This is a genomic window from Thermococcus sp. GR6, from assembly GCF_012027415.1.
GTDB lineage: Archaea > Methanobacteriota_B > Thermococci > Thermococcales > Thermococcaceae > Thermococcus > Thermococcus onnurineus.
The window spans coordinates 364,499-379,267 of sequence record NZ_SNUM01000001.1 but is presented as its reverse complement, the minus strand read 5'-3'; the positions used below and the strand labels follow the sequence as shown (position 1 = coordinate 379,267).

Genomic DNA, 14,769 nt, shown 5'->3' with positions numbered 1-14,769 from the left:
CTTGAGGGATGAGTTTAAAAACTTAACTAATCGCCGTTGGGCAGGGATTTGTCAATTTTCAGGGCAGGCTTTCAAAATCCTTCAAATCCCATACGAGCCAGCCTTCCTCCTTCAGCCTTTCCTTCCCTGCAACTTTCTTCGCGACGATTCCATGGTTCTTCTCCCAATTGTGCGGACCAATAAGTTCTGCCTTCCGCTCCAAGTCCTTCAAGATTCCCCTCACTTCCCTCTCGTTCAACTCTTTCCACTTAACTTCTATGAAGAGCGCTTTTTTCTCCTGCTCGTTCAGGGCAACCAAGTCAATTTCCTCGTTCTTGTGCCACCACCTTCCGATTTTCGTGAACTTAAACGGAAGCTCCCCCCTCCTGTTAAGCCCTACCAGAAACTGTCTTGCCACCTTTTCAAACACCCAGCCAAGGTAGTGAGGATAGTCCTCCTTAATCTCCGAAACCTCAAAGGTCCCTTCCTCGATTCTCGACAGGTTCGGGTAAACAAAGTGGAACCAGAAGGCCAAGAAGTTGTCCGCAACGTAGTAGCGTCCCCTTTTGGAGGAGGGCTTTTCTGTAACTGGAACTTCCCTCACGACCAATCCCGTTTCAATAAGGTTGCGCAGGTAAGGGGTTATGTCAGAGTGTTTCATTCCAGTGAAGTCCTTTATTTCCTTTGGAGTTGTTTTGCCCAGTGCAATAGCTTCAAGTATGCGCTTGTATGTTCTGATCTCAGTGAACTCATACCTGAGGAGAAAATCAACCTCTTCCCTAAAAAAGCTCACCGGATTGAGTAGTTCCTTTTCAAGCCACTCCCAGAAGGGAAGTTCAACTTGAGTGATATAGAAGGGAATGCCATCGGTGAGAGCGTAAATCTCAACGAGCTCTTCCAAGCTCGCCCTGGGAAAGAACTCCCTCAAGGTAAAAAACTCCATCGGTTTTAACTTCATGGAGCCTGTTCTCCTACCGTAGAGTGGGCTTTTGTAACTCAACACCTTCTCAGTCATCATACTCACTGAAGAACCAAGGAGTATCAGTTTAGTCTTTGACCCCGAAAGATCAAGGTCAACCGCCCTCTGAAACAGGGAGAGTACTTTAGGATCTTCCTTGATCAGGTTAGGAAACTCGTCGATTATTATTATTTTCCCCTTCAACGCGTGCAGAAGTCCTTCCCAGTCCTCGCGGGCGTACCTTACCTCGGGAAACACCCTTTCAGCGGTCTCTCGGAAGTGCCTGAGGTTGTCGCCTTCAACCGCCAAGTAATACACGTGAGGAAAGTCTTTAACGGCCTCAAGTACGAGACGGGTCTTTCCAACGCGCCTCCTTCCGTATATTACGATGAGTTCAAACTTCCCACTCATTAACTTCTCCTTTATGGCCCTCAGCTCGACCTCCCTGTTCACGAAGCGGTTCATTGTGATAATCACCATTATCATAATGCACGTTATCATCTTTAAGAATTTCGGTGGATTGAGAACCACGATCCGAACTCTAAACCACTTTTGAAAACTCAGAAAATGACACAACGAAGAAACGAGGGAGAGAAAAGTTCAGAGGGCAGAAAGCCCTCACTGCTGCGGGCAGACGTCCTGCTCCTTCGGCGGGTTCGGGTCGAGGCCCTTCCTCTGCCTGATCTGCCTGATAATGTTGACTGCCAGCTCGTTCGGGACACGCTTGAAGCCTGCATGTTCGGTGCTCCAGAGGGCCTTTCCGCTGGTGGCACCCCTGAGCGCTCCGGCGAATCCGAACATCTCTGCAACCGGAGCCTCTGAGATAATGATCATAACCTCTCCTTCCTGCCTCATGTCAATGAGCTGGCCGCGCCTCTGGTTGATCTCCCTGCTGACCGAACCCATGTACTCATAGGGTATGTTGATGATGACCCTCTGATAGGGCTCGTAGAGCACCGGACCTGCCTTCATCATGGCACAGTGGATGGCAGTCCTGATGGCCGGGTAGATCTGGGCCGGACCGCGGTGGACGTTGTCCTCGTGGATCTTAGCGTCGTGGAGCCTGACCATAACCTTCATGACCGGCTCCTTGGCGAGCGGGCCCTCGTCCATTGCCTGGTGGAATCCGTCAACAAGAAGGTCCATAACCTCATTAAGGTACTGGATACCCTTGGTGTTGTCGAGGAATATGTTGCCGTTGTAGACGTCAACGATACCCTTGGCAATCTCGTAGTCAAGGCCGAGCTCGGCTAGCTTCTTGGCGACGGCCTTCGGGTCCTTCGGCCTGCCCTCTGGTATCTCGCCCTCGCGTATGGCCTCGTATATAGCGTCCGGGAGCGGCTCGACGGTGATGTAGAACCTGTTGTGCTTGTTCGGGGACTTTCCTTCGACTATCGGACTCTGCTTGGTGACGCTCTCACGGTAGACGACGATCGGAGGTGAGACATCAACATCGAGCTTCCACTCGGTCTTGAGCCTGTAGAGCTTGACTTCCAGGTGGAGCTCACCCATACCGCTGAGGAGGTGCTGGCCAGTCTCCTCGTCGATCTTGACGTGGAGGGTCGGGTCCTCCTTGGCGAGCTGCCTGAGAGCCTCGATGAGCTTCGGAAGGTCCTTGACGTTCTTGGCCTCGATGGCAACGGTAACGACCGGCTCGCTGGTGTAGTGGAGGGCCTCAAACGGCTCAATCTGCTCAACTGAGACAGTCTCACCGGCCATGGCGTCGCGCAGTCCTGTGACGGCGACGATGTTACCGGCCTGAACGGCCTCCATGTTAACCCTCTCGGGACCCATGTAGATACCGACCTGCTGGATTCTAGCTTTTCTCTTGCTGTTGATGAGGTAAACCTCCTGACCAGTCTTGACGGTACCGCTCCAGACACGGCCGGTCGCGACCTCACCCGCGTGCTTGTCGAGGATGATCTTGGTGACGACCATGACCATCTTGCCCTTCGGGTCGCAGTTTATCATAGCCTGGCCGACGTCGCTGTTAACGTCGCCCCTCCAGAGGTGCGGGATCCTGTACTTCTGGGCCTCGAGCGGGTTCGGGAGGTGGCGGACGACCATATCGAGAACCACGACGTGGAGCGGGGCCTTCTGCCTGAGGGCCTTAAGGTCGCCGGCGTTGGTGAGCTCGACAATGTCCTTGAAGGTGACACCGGTTCTCTTCATGTAGGGAACACTGAGGGCCCAGTTGTAGTAAGCTGAACCGAAGGCGACGCTTCCATCCTCAACCTTGACGAGCCACTGGTTCTTGAACTCCTCTGGAGCATAGCGCTTGATGAGCCTGTTGACGTCAGTGATGATCTTGGCAAACCTGTTGAGGATCTCGTTCGGACCGAGCTTGAGCTCCTTGATGAGCCTGTCGACCTTGTTGATGAAGAGGACCGGCTTGACGTACTCCCTGAGGGCCTGCCTGAGAACGGTCTCGGTCTGGGGCATGACACCCTCGACGGCGTCGACGACTATGATCGCACCGTCGATGGCACGCATGGCCCTGGTAACGTCACCACCGAAGTCAACGTGACCGGGGGTGTCGATGAGGTTGATGAGGTACTCCTTGCCCTCATAGGTGTGAACCATCGAGACGTTTGCAGCGTTGATGGTGATTCCCCTCGCCTGCTCCTGCTCGTCGAAGTCAAGGACAAGCTGCTTTCCAGCAAGCTCCTCGCTAATCATACCTGCTCCAGCGAGCAGGTTGTCGCTCAGTGTAGTCTTACCGTGGTCAATGTGAGCGGCAATACCCATGTTCCTAATCCTCTCAGGCTGGGTCATGAGGTCCTTAATCTTCGCAATCAGTTCTTCCCTTCTTCCCATTTACACCACCTTCTAACCTGATGAGCTTGTTCACCACTCACTTAAAAGGTGCGGTTATAAATCTTTCCCAACGGAAAAACCAAAGTCTCGCGGGAGCACTCAAACTACTTAAGGTTTTCGAATAGGACAAGACTCGCCCAGAAAGTTCGTCAGGGACCTCTCGACCTCTACCCAAACGTCCTCCCTCGCGTAAACCCCCCAGCGCCAGTGCGTGTCCTTGAGCTCTACCAGGCTCCTGACGAGAGGGGAGACATTGCTTAACCTCTGGCCTCCCTCAACGAATGCGTTTTTCTCCTCGAACTTAGGCTTTGGTGGGTAGTCGAGGATAGCCAAGTGGCCGAACTCATCTTCAAGGGCCCTTTTAAGCTCCTCAACATTCTTGAGCTCTTTGTTTGTGTAAACTACGCGCTTATAGAGCCTCCTGTCATCAATGGCCTTTACCAGCTCTCTAACCTCATCGCGCTCGCTTCTCCTAAGGCGGACGATTAAATCTACCTCGTCCATGGTGGCAATCTCTTTCTCACGTATTTTCTCAAGCTCGACTGCCTTGATGAGCATCGCCGACGCTATCCGGGAAACATGGTGCTGGTAGACGGTCGGATACATCATGCTCCTCGCGAGGAGCAGCGACTGAGCGGCCATTATCCCCTTCTGCCCTATGATGAGCTTTTCGCCGTCGTAGCGGAGGTTTCTTATAAGCCTGTCAAGGTCGACGAGTCCGTATGCAACGCCGGTGTAGTAGGCATCCCTCACGAGGTAGTCCATCCTGTCGGCGTCGATGTCCCCGCTCACTATCGGGTGCTTGAGAAGGCCGAGGAACTCTTTGAGAGAGTAGCGCTCCCCTATGACATCTCGGATTTCGCCCTCTTTCAGAACCCGCCTCGTGTTCTCCTCATGGCTCCCGTAGAGTGCCTCAAGGGTGTGGGAGAATGGATAGTGCCCGAGATCATGGAGCAGTGCGGCGTACGCCACTGCCCCTTCAACTGTATCCCTGTTGTTCTCCGCTATCTTCTTCGCGAGCCAGAACGTTCCCAGGGAGTGCTCAAAGCGCGTGTGCCTCGCCGATGGATATGCAAGGTACGCCAGCCCAAGCTGGGTTATCCTCCTCAGCCTTTGGAACTCAGGCGTGTCAACAATCCTCAGCGCAAACTCGTCCAGGACTATGTCCCCGTGAATGGCGTCGCGGATGACTTTCACAAGGAACACCCCGAAAATTGAGAAAGTCAGCTCCACGTCTCCGCTATGACGTCGTGCTTATGGATACTCTCGTTGCTGATGACCCTCACGTGAATCCTGCCCTTAAAGCGCTTCTTCGCCTTGGCGAATATCTCGCGCGCAACGTCCTCGACAAACTTCGGGTTCCTGTACATGCCCTGAACGACGGCGTTCTCATCTACCGTCTTGAGTAGTGTGTAGGTCGGATGGCTGAAGGAGCTCTCAACGACGTCTATCATGTCCTCAAGTGCTATCTCCTCGTCAAAGGCCGTTCTTACCTCAAGCTCGCCTATCGCCCTCTGTATGTGCGTCTTGCCGTTGTTGTTCGCCATAGCGTGCGGACAGGCGGTGTTTCCGATAACCTTAACCCTCAGAATCTTCTCAAAGCTTCCGTCCTCGTTCTTGATGACTCCGACCTCAACGTCATAGGGCTCGTAGGTGGTCTTTTTGCTCGCCGGCGTCTCGCGAGGGATTATGAGGTGAGCTCTTATCCAGACTTCGGCCCTCTTATGTGGATGTTTGCCTTCGAGCCTATAAATGACTGCCTTCCCAAGCTCTTCGAGCGAGCTGTGAGCTTCCATTACCTCTTCCTCAACGGCCTCGCTCATTGCCTCCGTTATGCTCTCCACGAGCCTGCTCATGTGTATGCCCTTCTTCTCCTCTGGAACGTCGATAGTTATCTCAAAGAGCGGGAGGAAAGTGTACGCCCTTCCTTTCCAGTTTATCTTTGCCACCGTTCGGAGATTTGTTATTCCGACACGGTGAAGGCGCTCTCTAATCTCGGGAATCTCTTCCTGGGTCTCGAATATCGGCATGAGCATCACCCTGAACTTTTTAGGGCTATCTAATCGGGGCCCCTTTTAAACCTACCTCAGCAGGCTCATCAGCCTCTCGTAGCTTTTCCTCGCGAGCTTTACATCGTTGTCGTTCAGCCTTCCAGCGTATTTGGCCTTTTCAAAAATCCGTGTGAGGACATCGAGGTCCTCCAGATCCGGGAAAATCTCCCTCAACATTTTCTCATGCTCCCTATGAGTCCAGCTCTTCCTGTAGGGGTAGCCCTTCATGATGAGACCGGCAACGACGTTTTTGTACATCTTTATGACCCTTTCGGCCGGCGTCCCTTCGAGGGCTTCGTAGCGCATCTCAGGGTTAAACTTCATCTCGAACGCAACCTTGCTTCTTTTCCGCCGTTTCACTGTGATAACCAGAATCAGAAAGACGATGAATGGAAGGAAGTAAAAAACCGCCGGAAGCTCCTTCAGGACGACCCGGAAATCGCCGGAGGTGAGGTAGTACCAGACGCCCTCAATGCTTTTAACCGCACCGCCACCCTCGAAGAGCTTTTCCGGTTTCTTCTCGAAGAACAGTTTGAGGGCAACGAAGATGGCGAGGAGTGTTATAGCCCCGGCCAAGACGTTGCCTCTCTTGGTCTCCCTGTCGCCCCTTTCAAGGCCTTCCTCAAGCACGAGCCTGATGACGTAGCCGGCCATCCCCAGGAGGATAAGGTTCACAAAGAAAAAGAGCCATTCGATGTTGAACACCGTGACGCCACCGTAAACGGCCGTGCTTCCGAGAAGGGCTAAGGTGATAAGGAGAGTGGAGAAAAGGACCCCGTAGAGGGCCTTCATTCTTTCCATTGCCGAGCACCTATCTGCTCGATCATGTAGTAAACCGTCCTTAGCGGAATTCCCATGCGGGAGCTTATCTCCTTGGGGGTTATACCCTTCCGTATAAGGTTGTAAACCTCACGGATAGTCCGCTCATCGTACTTCCGCGGCCTTCCACGGGGATAGCCCTCGGGAACGAGCTCTATGCCCATCTGCGCGAGGGCGTTTATCGCTTTTTTCGAGACCTTAGGATAGAGGCTCGGCGGACAGGAGATTTTCCTAACGTTCGGCGCGCGCTCAAGGATCCTCACGAGTATCTCCTTTGTCGGGCGGAGGTTGATGTAGACCTCGGTAACCTCGTCGTTTAAGACTTCATTTAGTTTCCTTATGAGCTCGGCGTTGTTTCTGGCCTTTATCTCCACCCTCATGTCCTCACCCCTGGAGGAGCTCTAGGAACTGCTTCGCCCTGTCGCTCTTGGGCATGAACTTATCGAACTTTTTGGTGTCGGCGAAGAGCGTCTTGTGGAGGCCTGAAATCACGAACTTCTTTATGGCCTCGACGAGTTCGTCCCCGGGAATGCCGAGGAGCTGGGCCACCTTCTCCTCGCTGTAGTCGCTCATGCCGTAGAGCAGAACTCCACCGAGTAAATAGTTGGGGATGTTGGTTATGTCCTTCCTCCTGCCAACAAGGGCCTTCTCCATCTCACACTTCCGTATGAGCATCATGCTTCCGTGGCCTGTCTTGAAGCCGGGCTCGTTCCTGAAGGGAAGATCGAAGATCGAGTAGTGGCAGTCGATGCAGAGCTTTATATCCGGGTAGAGGCCCAGGCCTTCCCTATCGTTCTCGGAGGTGAGGAAGTAGTAGCGGAAGAGGTCGAGGCCCAGAAGCTCGGCTCCTTTTTCGGGGTCGAGGACGGAATACGCTAAGGCAAGGTTGTCAACAGTGTAGTGGTTGTTTATGAGAACGCCCTTCGTCTTGACGAAGCTGAGAACTCTCCAGCGGAACCTTCTTCCGTAGCGCTGCCTCAGCTCAGCCTCTATGTCAGCATCAGTGGGCAAATCGATGCGCGCCTTCTTGAGTCTGTTGTTCTCCCAGTACTCGACCTCGATGCGAAGTCCCCTCGTTCTCACTGTCCCCTTCTCACGGAGCTTGCCCTTTATGAACTTGAAGGTCTCCCTGACCTCGATGCTCTCCCTTGCCAGAAGGCGAAGTACGTCACCGGAATACGCCAAATAAGGAAGCACCTCAACGCGTCCGAGCTGAACAGGCTTTTGGATGGCCTTAACCTTTGGAAGATCCTCCCTCTTGAGCTCCCTGATTGAGAGCTCTCTCTTTCCACGGGTAAAAGTGTAGTTGGCCGCTATCAAAGCTAGGGCCATCTTGTGGGCGGTAATGGCCGAGCGGAGCCTTTCAAGGGCCAAAACACGGTTGCGCTTCTTCTTGTATATCCACTGGATGTGAGGATCCTTGTTCCTCTTGTCGAAGCCTCCCACCGAGGGGGTAACCTCACCGACGCGCCTTGATAAATCCTCCTCAAGCTCCTGGAGGAGAGACAGGTTCTCCTTCAAACGGTAAGAAATGGACGGGACGTCGAAAGTCTCGAATAACCCGTCCATGTCTATTCCGATGTCGTCAAGTATCTTGTTCACCTGCGCGACGAGCTCTTCCGTCGTCGTCATGGCAGGAGCTCACCGTTGTTTATCTTTTCAGGCAAGTACTTCTTCGCCACGAACTCAAGGCTCTTGTTGGCCAGAGCCTGCTGCTCAATCCTGACGCCCATCTTGAGGGCCAGCTGGAGCTGCCTCTGCCACTCCTTGTTCTGGAACCACGGGTAGTTCATCTCCTCGATGATCCTCTTGTAGTCGCCCGTTGGACCGCCCTTCTTGTTTGGTGGTATGCCCTTGAGCTTTTCGGTAACGTTCTTGAGGCCATAGCGCTCTATGTCGTCCATGGTCATGCCCACGAACTTAGCTTCTGGGGTTGCCAGCTTCTCGCTGAGGTATGCGAGGTTAATGGAGCCCTGCTTTATGGTGGAGTAGATGTACCAACCGTAGGGGTCTCCATCGGTGAAGACTATGATGGGCAGTCCTTCCTCGTAGTGGAGCCTGTGGATGAGCCTCCTGACTCCACGAGAGGCCTGTCCCTGCGTTGCTATGATTAGGGCGTTCTCCTTCTTCGGGAACTTTTCCTCGATGAGACGGTCGGCCATAGCTGCCGTCTCGACGACCAAAGCGTAATCTACGTTGACCTCGACGAACTGGAGGTGCTCAACCGTTCCTGGGACCGCCCAGCCACCCATACCGAGCTTGCTGGTGTTGAACTCGTCCTCGCCGTCGCGTATGACGATGTCACCGTATATGTAGCCGCGCCTGTCGGCTGTGAGATGCATCTCCTCACGGAGAACGCCGAGCATTCTCTCAAGATCTTCAATAATTGGGTCGCTCTCGCGCTGATCCTCGAAGGTGTTCTCCTTCGTTCCCGGAATGGTGTGCTTGTTGGCGTAGTAGGCTTCACGAAGGCTCGCGTGCTTCCCTTCGCTGACGAGCCTTTTGACGTAGGCCATTATGAGCAGCGTCTGCATGAACTTTCTCGCGTGGGCGACGTTGAGGAAGTACCTTCTGGAGAGCTTGTCGCCCATCTTGATGACTCTTCTCTTCTCATCGAAGTAGACGTTGCTCAGCCCGCGCATGGGTATGTCGAAGTAGGGATTCTTACCGCTCTTTATGTCCTCCAGCACACGCCTTCCGTACTCCTCCAGCTTGCTGAGCACCTTAGTGGGGTCATAGGAGAAACGCTCCCTTGGCTGGCTCCTCTTGACGGCCTTGGATTTAGGCATTCTCAGCCACCTCCTCTGCCTCAACCTCGCTCTGGGCGAACCTTTCCTCGATGAACCTCAGGAAGTAGTTCTTAATCTCCTCCTCGGGCTCGCCCGTTAATATACTCAGGGCCTTGGCTATCTCGGGCACGTACTTCTCGAAGGTCTTCTTCCTCTTCACCTGGTAGAGCCTTCTGTGCTTGCCGCTTAGGTATGTCTGGAGCCTCCTCGCGGCGTCCATTATTGCCAGCCTGATCTCGTTGTGTATCTCATCCACATTGGCTATGCTCTGCTTTCCGGTTCCGGTATAGGGAACGTGGACGCTGATGACGTTTATCATGAGCACTACCGGGGCACGCTCGAGGTCGTCAACCTTGTACCGCTTCCAGTCGATTGAGCGAGCCGCCAGAGTGGTTACACACGAGCCCGCATCGAAGAGGAGCGGGACGCGGTTGGCGTAGCGGAGAAGGTCAAAGCCGCTGCTTATCTCCCCGCCGTAGGCCAGACCGACCTCAACCTGGAAAGGAATTCCACCGCTGTAGACCTTCGGCGGCCTTGTGACGGCCGTGACGAACTCAGGTTTGAGGATTCCCTTGAGACCCTTCTCGATGTTCTCCTCGCCTATCGGCCTGAGGCCGTGGGTTGGTGGAGCGAGGAACTTCATATACTTGAATGCCTCGACTATCTCCTCAGCCTCGTGCCAGCTGAGCTTCTCTGGCGGCTTCTCCATGAGCTTTGCCACCTGCTTGACGACCTTGGTGTAGCCCTTGAAGGAGCGCAGAACCTTATCGACCTCACCATTCATCAGCCTCTCGTAGAGCTGGTCCTGAACTGCTTTGTCCTTCTCTGTCTTAATGAGCCTGAGGGCGGCGATGTACTTTATCAACTCATCGACCTTCTTGTCACTTATCCTCGAGAACTCGCCTATTAGAAAGCGCCTGACGGTGTTTCTCCTCGTCTTCTTGGCCATTCTGTAAACGTCATCCGTGAGAACTCCCCTCGGGTGGGGCTTCATCTCGACGGGCGGCTTTGGAACTTCCTCACTCGAACGCGGGAAGACTATGAGCTTTCCGTCCGGCTCGATAAGCTCTATGTGGGCGTGCGGATTGGCTATGGCCGTGAGCTTGAGGTACCAGTAGACACCCTGCTTGGAACGGACGTAGCGGACGTTTTTAACCTCAAGCTCTATCCTCGTGCCCCGCCAGCCCTTTGGATTCGGGTGCCTTTCCTTCTTGACTATCTTACCCTCGTTCTTGTCGACGTCGATCTTGACCCAGGCCTCGATTATGTCGCCTCCGGTTGAGGTGATTACGCGCGTGGCCTTTCCGCTCGTTATCTGGGCGAACATTACCGCACCGGATATACCTATACCCTGCTGACCGCGGCTCTGTATGTTCCTGTGAGCCTTGGTTCCAGCGAGCATCTTTCCAAAGACGTGGGTTATGAACTTCTCAGGGATTCCGGGACCGTTGTCCTCGACTATAACCTTGTAGTGCTCCCTCCCTAGCTCTTCAATCTCAACGCGGACGTACGGCAGAATACCGGCCTCCTCACAGGCGTCGAGGGAATTGGTGACTGCCTCGTGGACGACGGTCGTGAGGGAGCGTATCTTGCCCGTATAACCGAGCATTGCAGCGTTTCTTCTGAAGAACTCGCTGACGCTCTGAATCTTGAACTCCTTAAACAGCTGACTTGCCTCGGCCATTTTCACTCCTCCTCAAAGCCTTCAAAGTTTTCAGAGCCGCCAAGGGCCTCGTAGTAGGTGACGCTTTCAAGTTCCAAATCTTTCTTGCGCCTCTCAAGATACTTGTAAACCACTCCGTGGGGCGAACCCTTGGCGAGCTTCTCTATGGCTGTTTTGGCAACCTCAACCTGAATCGGGTTGCCGATTATAGCTACCGTCTTTCCGTAAACGCTAACGTCGGCACCGCTCATTTCCTCTATTATCTCCCTTGTTCTGCCCTTCCGACCGATTATCCTTCCCCTAACGCGCGGAAGAGCGTTCTTGTCGTTGCCTATGATGATGTCGGTGAGGTTGATTACCTCAAGAACCTCACCCTCGTTGAAGAGTCTGAAGGCCCTCTCTGGCGAGAAGCCCCTACCGATGGCGGTAACAACATCGCGGGCCTTCCAGACTGCTAAGGGATCGTCTGTCTCCTTTGTGGCGGTGATGAAAACTTCCCCAGTCTCACTGTCTACCTCGATTCTCGTCTTCGTGCGTCTCTCTATCTCCTTCTTAGTCCGCCCTTTCTTTCCTATCAGGACCGCCACCCTGTCCTTCGGAATCCTCACGAACTCCTCCTGCTCGCCTAGGGCGGCGTAGGTTATCTCCTCTTCCTCATTGTTCTTGAGGGGTCTTCCGTCCTTATCAACGCGCTCGTACTTCTTGAGCAGTCTCTCAAACTCGTCCATACCTCTCACCCGCTCTCAACGAGCTCCTTAAACTTCTCGTGGAAATCATCAACACCAACGCCCTTTTTACCAAAGTAATTGATGATGTTCCTCAAATCTCTCTTCAGGAGCTCAACGCTCATCCTATTCCTCTTCACGGTAGCCTGAGACCAGTCTATAACCACAGGGCCATCATGGAGCAGGATATTGTACTCGCTCAGGTCCCCATGCACCATGTCACCCCTCTTCCAGAGGCGCTCGATTACACCCATCGTGAAGTCGTAGAGCTCCTCGAAGTCCTCTTTAGCCAGCTCCCTCTCGACGTCCTTCAAGCGGGGAGCAGGAAGCTCCTCGCCTATGAACTCCATGACGAGGACGTTGTTGCGGAAGATTATTGGCTCGGGAACGCGAACCGCGTATTTAATCGCCCTCTGGAGGTTTTTATATTCCCTCCTCGTCCAGACGAAGACGAGCTTTCTCATATCCTTGGGCAGATATCCAATCCTCGGGTCGGCAGCTAGGTACTCCCATATTCTGCGGAACTCGGTGGTGTAGGTCCGGTATATCTTCACCGCCACCCTGTTGCCCTCGCTGTCTATTCCAGCGAAGACATTGGCCTCCTTGCCCGTGCTTATCACGCCGTAGAGGCTCTCTATCTTGCCCCTGCGGTGGAGATAGGCGAGGGTTTCCTTGGTCGTCCTGTCAAAGACCTCGTTGGCTATCTTGTAGAGCTCGCTGTCCTTCTCGCGCCTCTCCGTGAGACCGAGCATCTCCTCGACTTCCCGCTCGATGAACTCCTCACGCATCGCTATCACTCAAAGGGTTTTGAGAGCTCAGAAGAGCAGCTCGCCGCCCGTGAGGAAATCCTGGCTTATCTTGCCCTTCCTCAGGAGCCAGTCAACCTGCGTCTTAGTGTAGCGGTAGACTATGTCCCCTCTCTCGTCCGTCTGAACCGGCCAGGGCTGGACTATGACGACGTCGCCAACGCGCATCCACATTCTCCTCTTGAGCTTGCCGGGTATCCTGCATCTCCTGACCTTTCCGTCGGAGCAGCGAACGTCCATCCATCCAGCTCCGAGAGCCTGCTCGATAACTCCGAATAGCTGTCCCTCCTTTGGAAGGGGAACACGAATGACCTCATCCCCCTGAACCTGCCTGTTCTTCTTCTTTTTACCACCCTTATGGTAGGTCATGAGCATCACCTCCTTCCCCTAGGCTTGAGCCCTTATAAGCTTAAGCCTTGCAAAAATTTTCCAATGACCCTTAGGCGACAGACTTTTAAAATTTTTGCACGAAGATTACCCAGAACTGCCCACTGATGATACATTAAAGTTTAAAAGCGCACCCCGCTAATGTACACTTTGGAGATAATCATGAAGGCAGTAAAGGCCGAGAATCTAACAATACTCTACGAAGGACAGCGAGCAGTGGAAGACGTGACCTTCGAGCTGGATGAAGGAGAGACAATGCTTCTACTCGGCCCCAACGGGGCAGGAAAGACCACACTTCTGAGAACCATAGCGGCGTCCCACAGGGAGTACACGGGAAAGCTTGAAGTATTCGGCAGAAAACCTGAAGAGGCCAGGGACCTTATCTCCTATGTACCACAGAGCCACGTCCTCAACGAGCGCGTCCCGCTTACTGCCATTGAGGTAGTTGCAATGGGCGGCATCTATAGGAAAGGCTTTGTCCATTTCAAGATCCCAAAGGAAATTCTCCAGAAAGCAGAGGAAGCTCTCGGTTTCGTTGGACTGGCTCACATTAAAGACAGGCTCTTTAGAGAGCTGAGCGGTGGCCAGAAGCAGAGGGTTCTTCTCGCGAGAGCACTCATAAGCGATCCAGGGCTTCTTCTTCTCGATGAACCGCTCTCAGCCCTCGATCCGAGCGCAAGGGTCGAGGTAGCAAACGTTCTGGACAAGATAAAGCGCGAAAGCGGAATAACAATGATAATCACCACTCATGATGTCAATCCGCTGATAGATATGGGAGATAAGGTTCTTCTCCTCAACAGGCGCCTCATAGCCTTTGGAACGCCCAGCGAAGTTCTCCGCAACGAAATAATCAAGACTGTTTATGGCCCGCTGGCTAGAGTGATCCCCATTGAAGGTAAACTCTTCTGCATCACGGGCGACACCCACCTCCACAGACATGGGGGTGGCGGTAGATGATCCCCGAGTACCTCATCAGGGCGATTCTGGCGAGCGTAATGGTGAGCGTTCTCCTCGGAATGCTCAGCCCACTCATCAACACAAAGGGGCTTGCCTTTCTCACTCACGCCATATTCCACGCGCTCCTCTTTGGAGCGGTTCTCGGCATGATTCTCGGCCTGTTTTTCGAGAACATGGAGCTCATTATGCTCGTTGCGCTTATCGTTACCGTTGCAATCGTCATCATAATCGCCCAGCTCGAAAAGCTTGGTTTTTCCCCCGATTCTGCTGTTGGTATAGTGGCAAGCTTCGTGGCTGGTCTGACGGTTCTCGGCTTTGGTGTACTCTACAAGGTGATGGCGACGAGGCCCTACTTCCCTCTCAGCGAGAGTATCGTCTCCTACCTTACCGGCGAGATTTTCCTCATAACCTTGAATGACCTCACCATCCTCGTCCTCGGTGGGACAGTTCTCTTCTTCGTTATGCTCTCCCTCTACCGCGACTTCCTCTATCTAAGTTTCGACCCCGAGGGACTGGAGAGCTACGGCGGCAAAGCTAGGGCTTACCTCATGATTCTATACGTCCTCGTCGGGGCCATTGGAGCGCTCATCGTCCAGACGGTGGGCCTGATAACCCTCCAGGTGGTCGCGGTCTTGCCCGGAGCGATAGCCCTGATGGTGAGCGACAACATCAGGAAGATACTCGCGGTTAGCCTGTTCCTTACCCTCGGAATACAGCTGTCCTCAGTCATCCTCGCTTACTTCACGGACATACCGCCGAGCGGAATAGCAACGATAATGCTGGGAGTAATATACGGCTCCCTTCTCTTCAGGAGGTGA

14 protein-coding genes are annotated in these 14,769 nt (G+C 53.7%); 2 read left to right on the top strand and 12 right to left on the bottom strand.

From position 1 onward, the window contains the following. Positions 1 to 58: 58 nt before the first annotated feature. From E3E32_RS02185 to eif1A, 12 genes are all read right to left on the bottom strand, one after another. Complete coding sequence (locus E3E32_RS02185) at positions 59 to 1,402, bottom strand: ATP-binding protein (RefSeq protein WP_167730907.1); 1,344 nt, start codon at positions 1,400 to 1,402, stop codon at positions 59 to 61. A 153-nt stretch (positions 1,403 to 1,555) separates the two neighbouring features. Further along, positions 1,556 to 3,754 (bottom strand): elongation factor EF-2, encoded by a 2,199-nt coding sequence (locus E3E32_RS02180; RefSeq protein WP_167729977.1) that lies wholly within the window; start codon positions 3,752 to 3,754, stop codon positions 1,556 to 1,558. A 108-nt stretch (positions 3,755 to 3,862) separates the two neighbouring features. Then, a complete protein-coding gene (locus E3E32_RS02175; protein WP_167729976.1) occupies positions 3,863 to 4,951 on the bottom strand; it encodes an HD domain-containing protein in 1,089 nt (362 codons plus the stop codon). Positions 4,952 to 4,977: 26 nt separating this feature from the next. After that, positions 4,978 to 5,784 carry a GTP cyclohydrolase IV gene (locus E3E32_RS02170; RefSeq protein WP_167730906.1) on the bottom strand — a complete coding sequence of 269 codons (807 nt, stop codon included), beginning with the start codon at positions 5,782 to 5,784 and terminating at the stop codon, positions 4,978 to 4,980. A gap of 51 nt (positions 5,785 to 5,835) precedes the next feature. Further along, the gene (locus E3E32_RS02165; protein WP_167729975.1) at positions 5,836 to 6,606 is read right to left on the bottom strand and encodes a DUF4129 domain-containing protein; all 771 of its coding nucleotides are present in this window, start codon (positions 6,604 to 6,606) and stop codon (positions 5,836 to 5,838) included. After that, positions 6,594 to 7,004 carry a DUF1699 family protein gene (locus E3E32_RS02160; protein WP_012571721.1) on the bottom strand — a complete coding sequence of 137 codons (411 nt, stop codon included), beginning with the start codon at positions 7,002 to 7,004 and terminating at the stop codon, positions 6,594 to 6,596. The genes E3E32_RS02165 and E3E32_RS02160 overlap by 13 nt, the downstream gene beginning before the upstream one ends. A 4-nt stretch (positions 7,005 to 7,008) precedes the next feature. Further along, positions 7,009 to 8,256, bottom strand: a complete 1,248-nt coding sequence (locus E3E32_RS02155; RefSeq protein WP_167729974.1) for a DUF530 family protein — start codon at positions 8,254 to 8,256, stop codon at positions 7,009 to 7,011. After that, positions 8,253 to 9,413 carry a DNA topoisomerase IV subunit A gene (locus tag E3E32_RS02150; protein WP_167729973.1) on the bottom strand — a complete coding sequence of 387 codons (1,161 nt, stop codon included), beginning with the start codon at positions 9,411 to 9,413 and terminating at the stop codon, positions 8,253 to 8,255. The genes E3E32_RS02155 and E3E32_RS02150 overlap by 4 nt, the downstream gene beginning before the upstream one ends. After that, on the bottom strand, positions 9,406 to 11,097 hold the full coding sequence (gene top6B / locus E3E32_RS02145) for a DNA topoisomerase VI subunit B (RefSeq protein ID WP_167729972.1): 1,692 nt from the start codon (positions 11,095 to 11,097) through the stop codon (positions 9,406 to 9,408). The genes E3E32_RS02150 and top6B overlap by 8 nt, the downstream gene beginning before the upstream one ends. A gap of 2 nt (positions 11,098 to 11,099) precedes the next feature. Next, complete coding sequence (locus tag E3E32_RS02140; protein WP_167711821.1) at positions 11,100 to 11,804, bottom strand: KH domain-containing protein; 705 nt, start codon at positions 11,802 to 11,804, stop codon at positions 11,100 to 11,102. 5 nt (positions 11,805 to 11,809) lie between these two features. Beyond that, positions 11,810 to 12,589, bottom strand: coding sequence for a serine protein kinase RIO (locus E3E32_RS02135; RefSeq protein WP_167730905.1), 780 nt, complete (start codon positions 12,587 to 12,589; stop codon positions 11,810 to 11,812). A 27-nt stretch (positions 12,590 to 12,616) separates the two neighbouring features. Beyond that, entirely contained in the window at positions 12,617 to 12,976 is a 360-nt protein-coding gene (eif1A, locus tag E3E32_RS02130; RefSeq protein ID WP_167730904.1) for a translation initiation factor eIF-1A, read from the bottom strand. A 180-nt stretch (positions 12,977 to 13,156) separates the two neighbouring features. On the opposite strand from eif1A, the gene E3E32_RS02125 reads away from it, so the two are divergent. Both E3E32_RS02125 and E3E32_RS02120 read left to right on the top strand, forming a co-directional pair. Further along, positions 13,157 to 13,951, top strand: a complete 795-nt coding sequence (locus E3E32_RS02125) for a metal ABC transporter ATP-binding protein (protein ID WP_167730903.1) — start codon at positions 13,157 to 13,159, stop codon at positions 13,949 to 13,951. Continuing rightward, complete coding sequence (locus tag E3E32_RS02120; protein ID WP_167729971.1) at positions 13,948 to 14,769, top strand: metal ABC transporter permease; 822 nt, start codon at positions 13,948 to 13,950, stop codon at positions 14,767 to 14,769. The genes E3E32_RS02125 and E3E32_RS02120 overlap by 4 nt, the downstream gene beginning before the upstream one ends.

Coding starts and splice junctions, on each gene's coding strand:
- E3E32_RS02185 (WP_167730907.1), bottom strand. CDS start 1,402: ATGAACCGCTTCGTGAACAGGGAGGTCGAGCTGAGGGCCATAAAGGAG.
- E3E32_RS02180 (WP_167729977.1), bottom strand. CDS start 3,754: ATGGGAAGAAGGGAAGAACTGATTGCGAAGATTAAGGACCTCATGACC.
- E3E32_RS02170 (WP_167730906.1), bottom strand. CDS start 5,784: ATGCCGATATTCGAGACCCAGGAAGAGATTCCCGAGATTAGAGAGCGC.
- E3E32_RS02165 (WP_167729975.1), bottom strand. CDS start 6,606: ATGGAAAGAATGAAGGCCCTCTACGGGGTCCTTTTCTCCACTCTCCTT.
- E3E32_RS02160 (WP_012571721.1), bottom strand. CDS start 7,004: ATGAGGGTGGAGATAAAGGCCAGAAACAACGCCGAGCTCATAAGGAAA.
- E3E32_RS02155 (WP_167729974.1), bottom strand. CDS start 8,256: ATGACGACGACGGAAGAGCTCGTCGCGCAGGTGAACAAGATACTTGAC.
- E3E32_RS02150 (WP_167729973.1), bottom strand. CDS start 9,413: ATGCCTAAATCCAAGGCCGTCAAGAGGAGCCAGCCAAGGGAGCGTTTC.
- top6B (WP_167729972.1), bottom strand. CDS start 11,097: ATGGCCGAGGCAAGTCAGCTGTTTAAGGAGTTCAAGATTCAGAGCGTC.
- E3E32_RS02140 (WP_167711821.1), bottom strand. CDS start 11,804: ATGGACGAGTTTGAGAGACTGCTCAAGAAGTACGAGCGCGTTGATAAG.
- E3E32_RS02135 (WP_167730905.1), bottom strand. CDS start 12,589: ATGCGTGAGGAGTTCATCGAGCGGGAAGTCGAGGAGATGCTCGGTCTC.
- eif1A (WP_167730904.1), bottom strand. CDS start 12,976: ATGACCTACCATAAGGGTGGTAAAAAGAAGAAGAACAGGCAGGTTCAG.
- E3E32_RS02125 (WP_167730903.1), top strand. CDS start 13,157: ATGAAGGCAGTAAAGGCCGAGAATCTAACAATACTCTACGAAGGACAG.
- E3E32_RS02120 (WP_167729971.1), top strand. CDS start 13,948: ATGATCCCCGAGTACCTCATCAGGGCGATTCTGGCGAGCGTAATGGTG.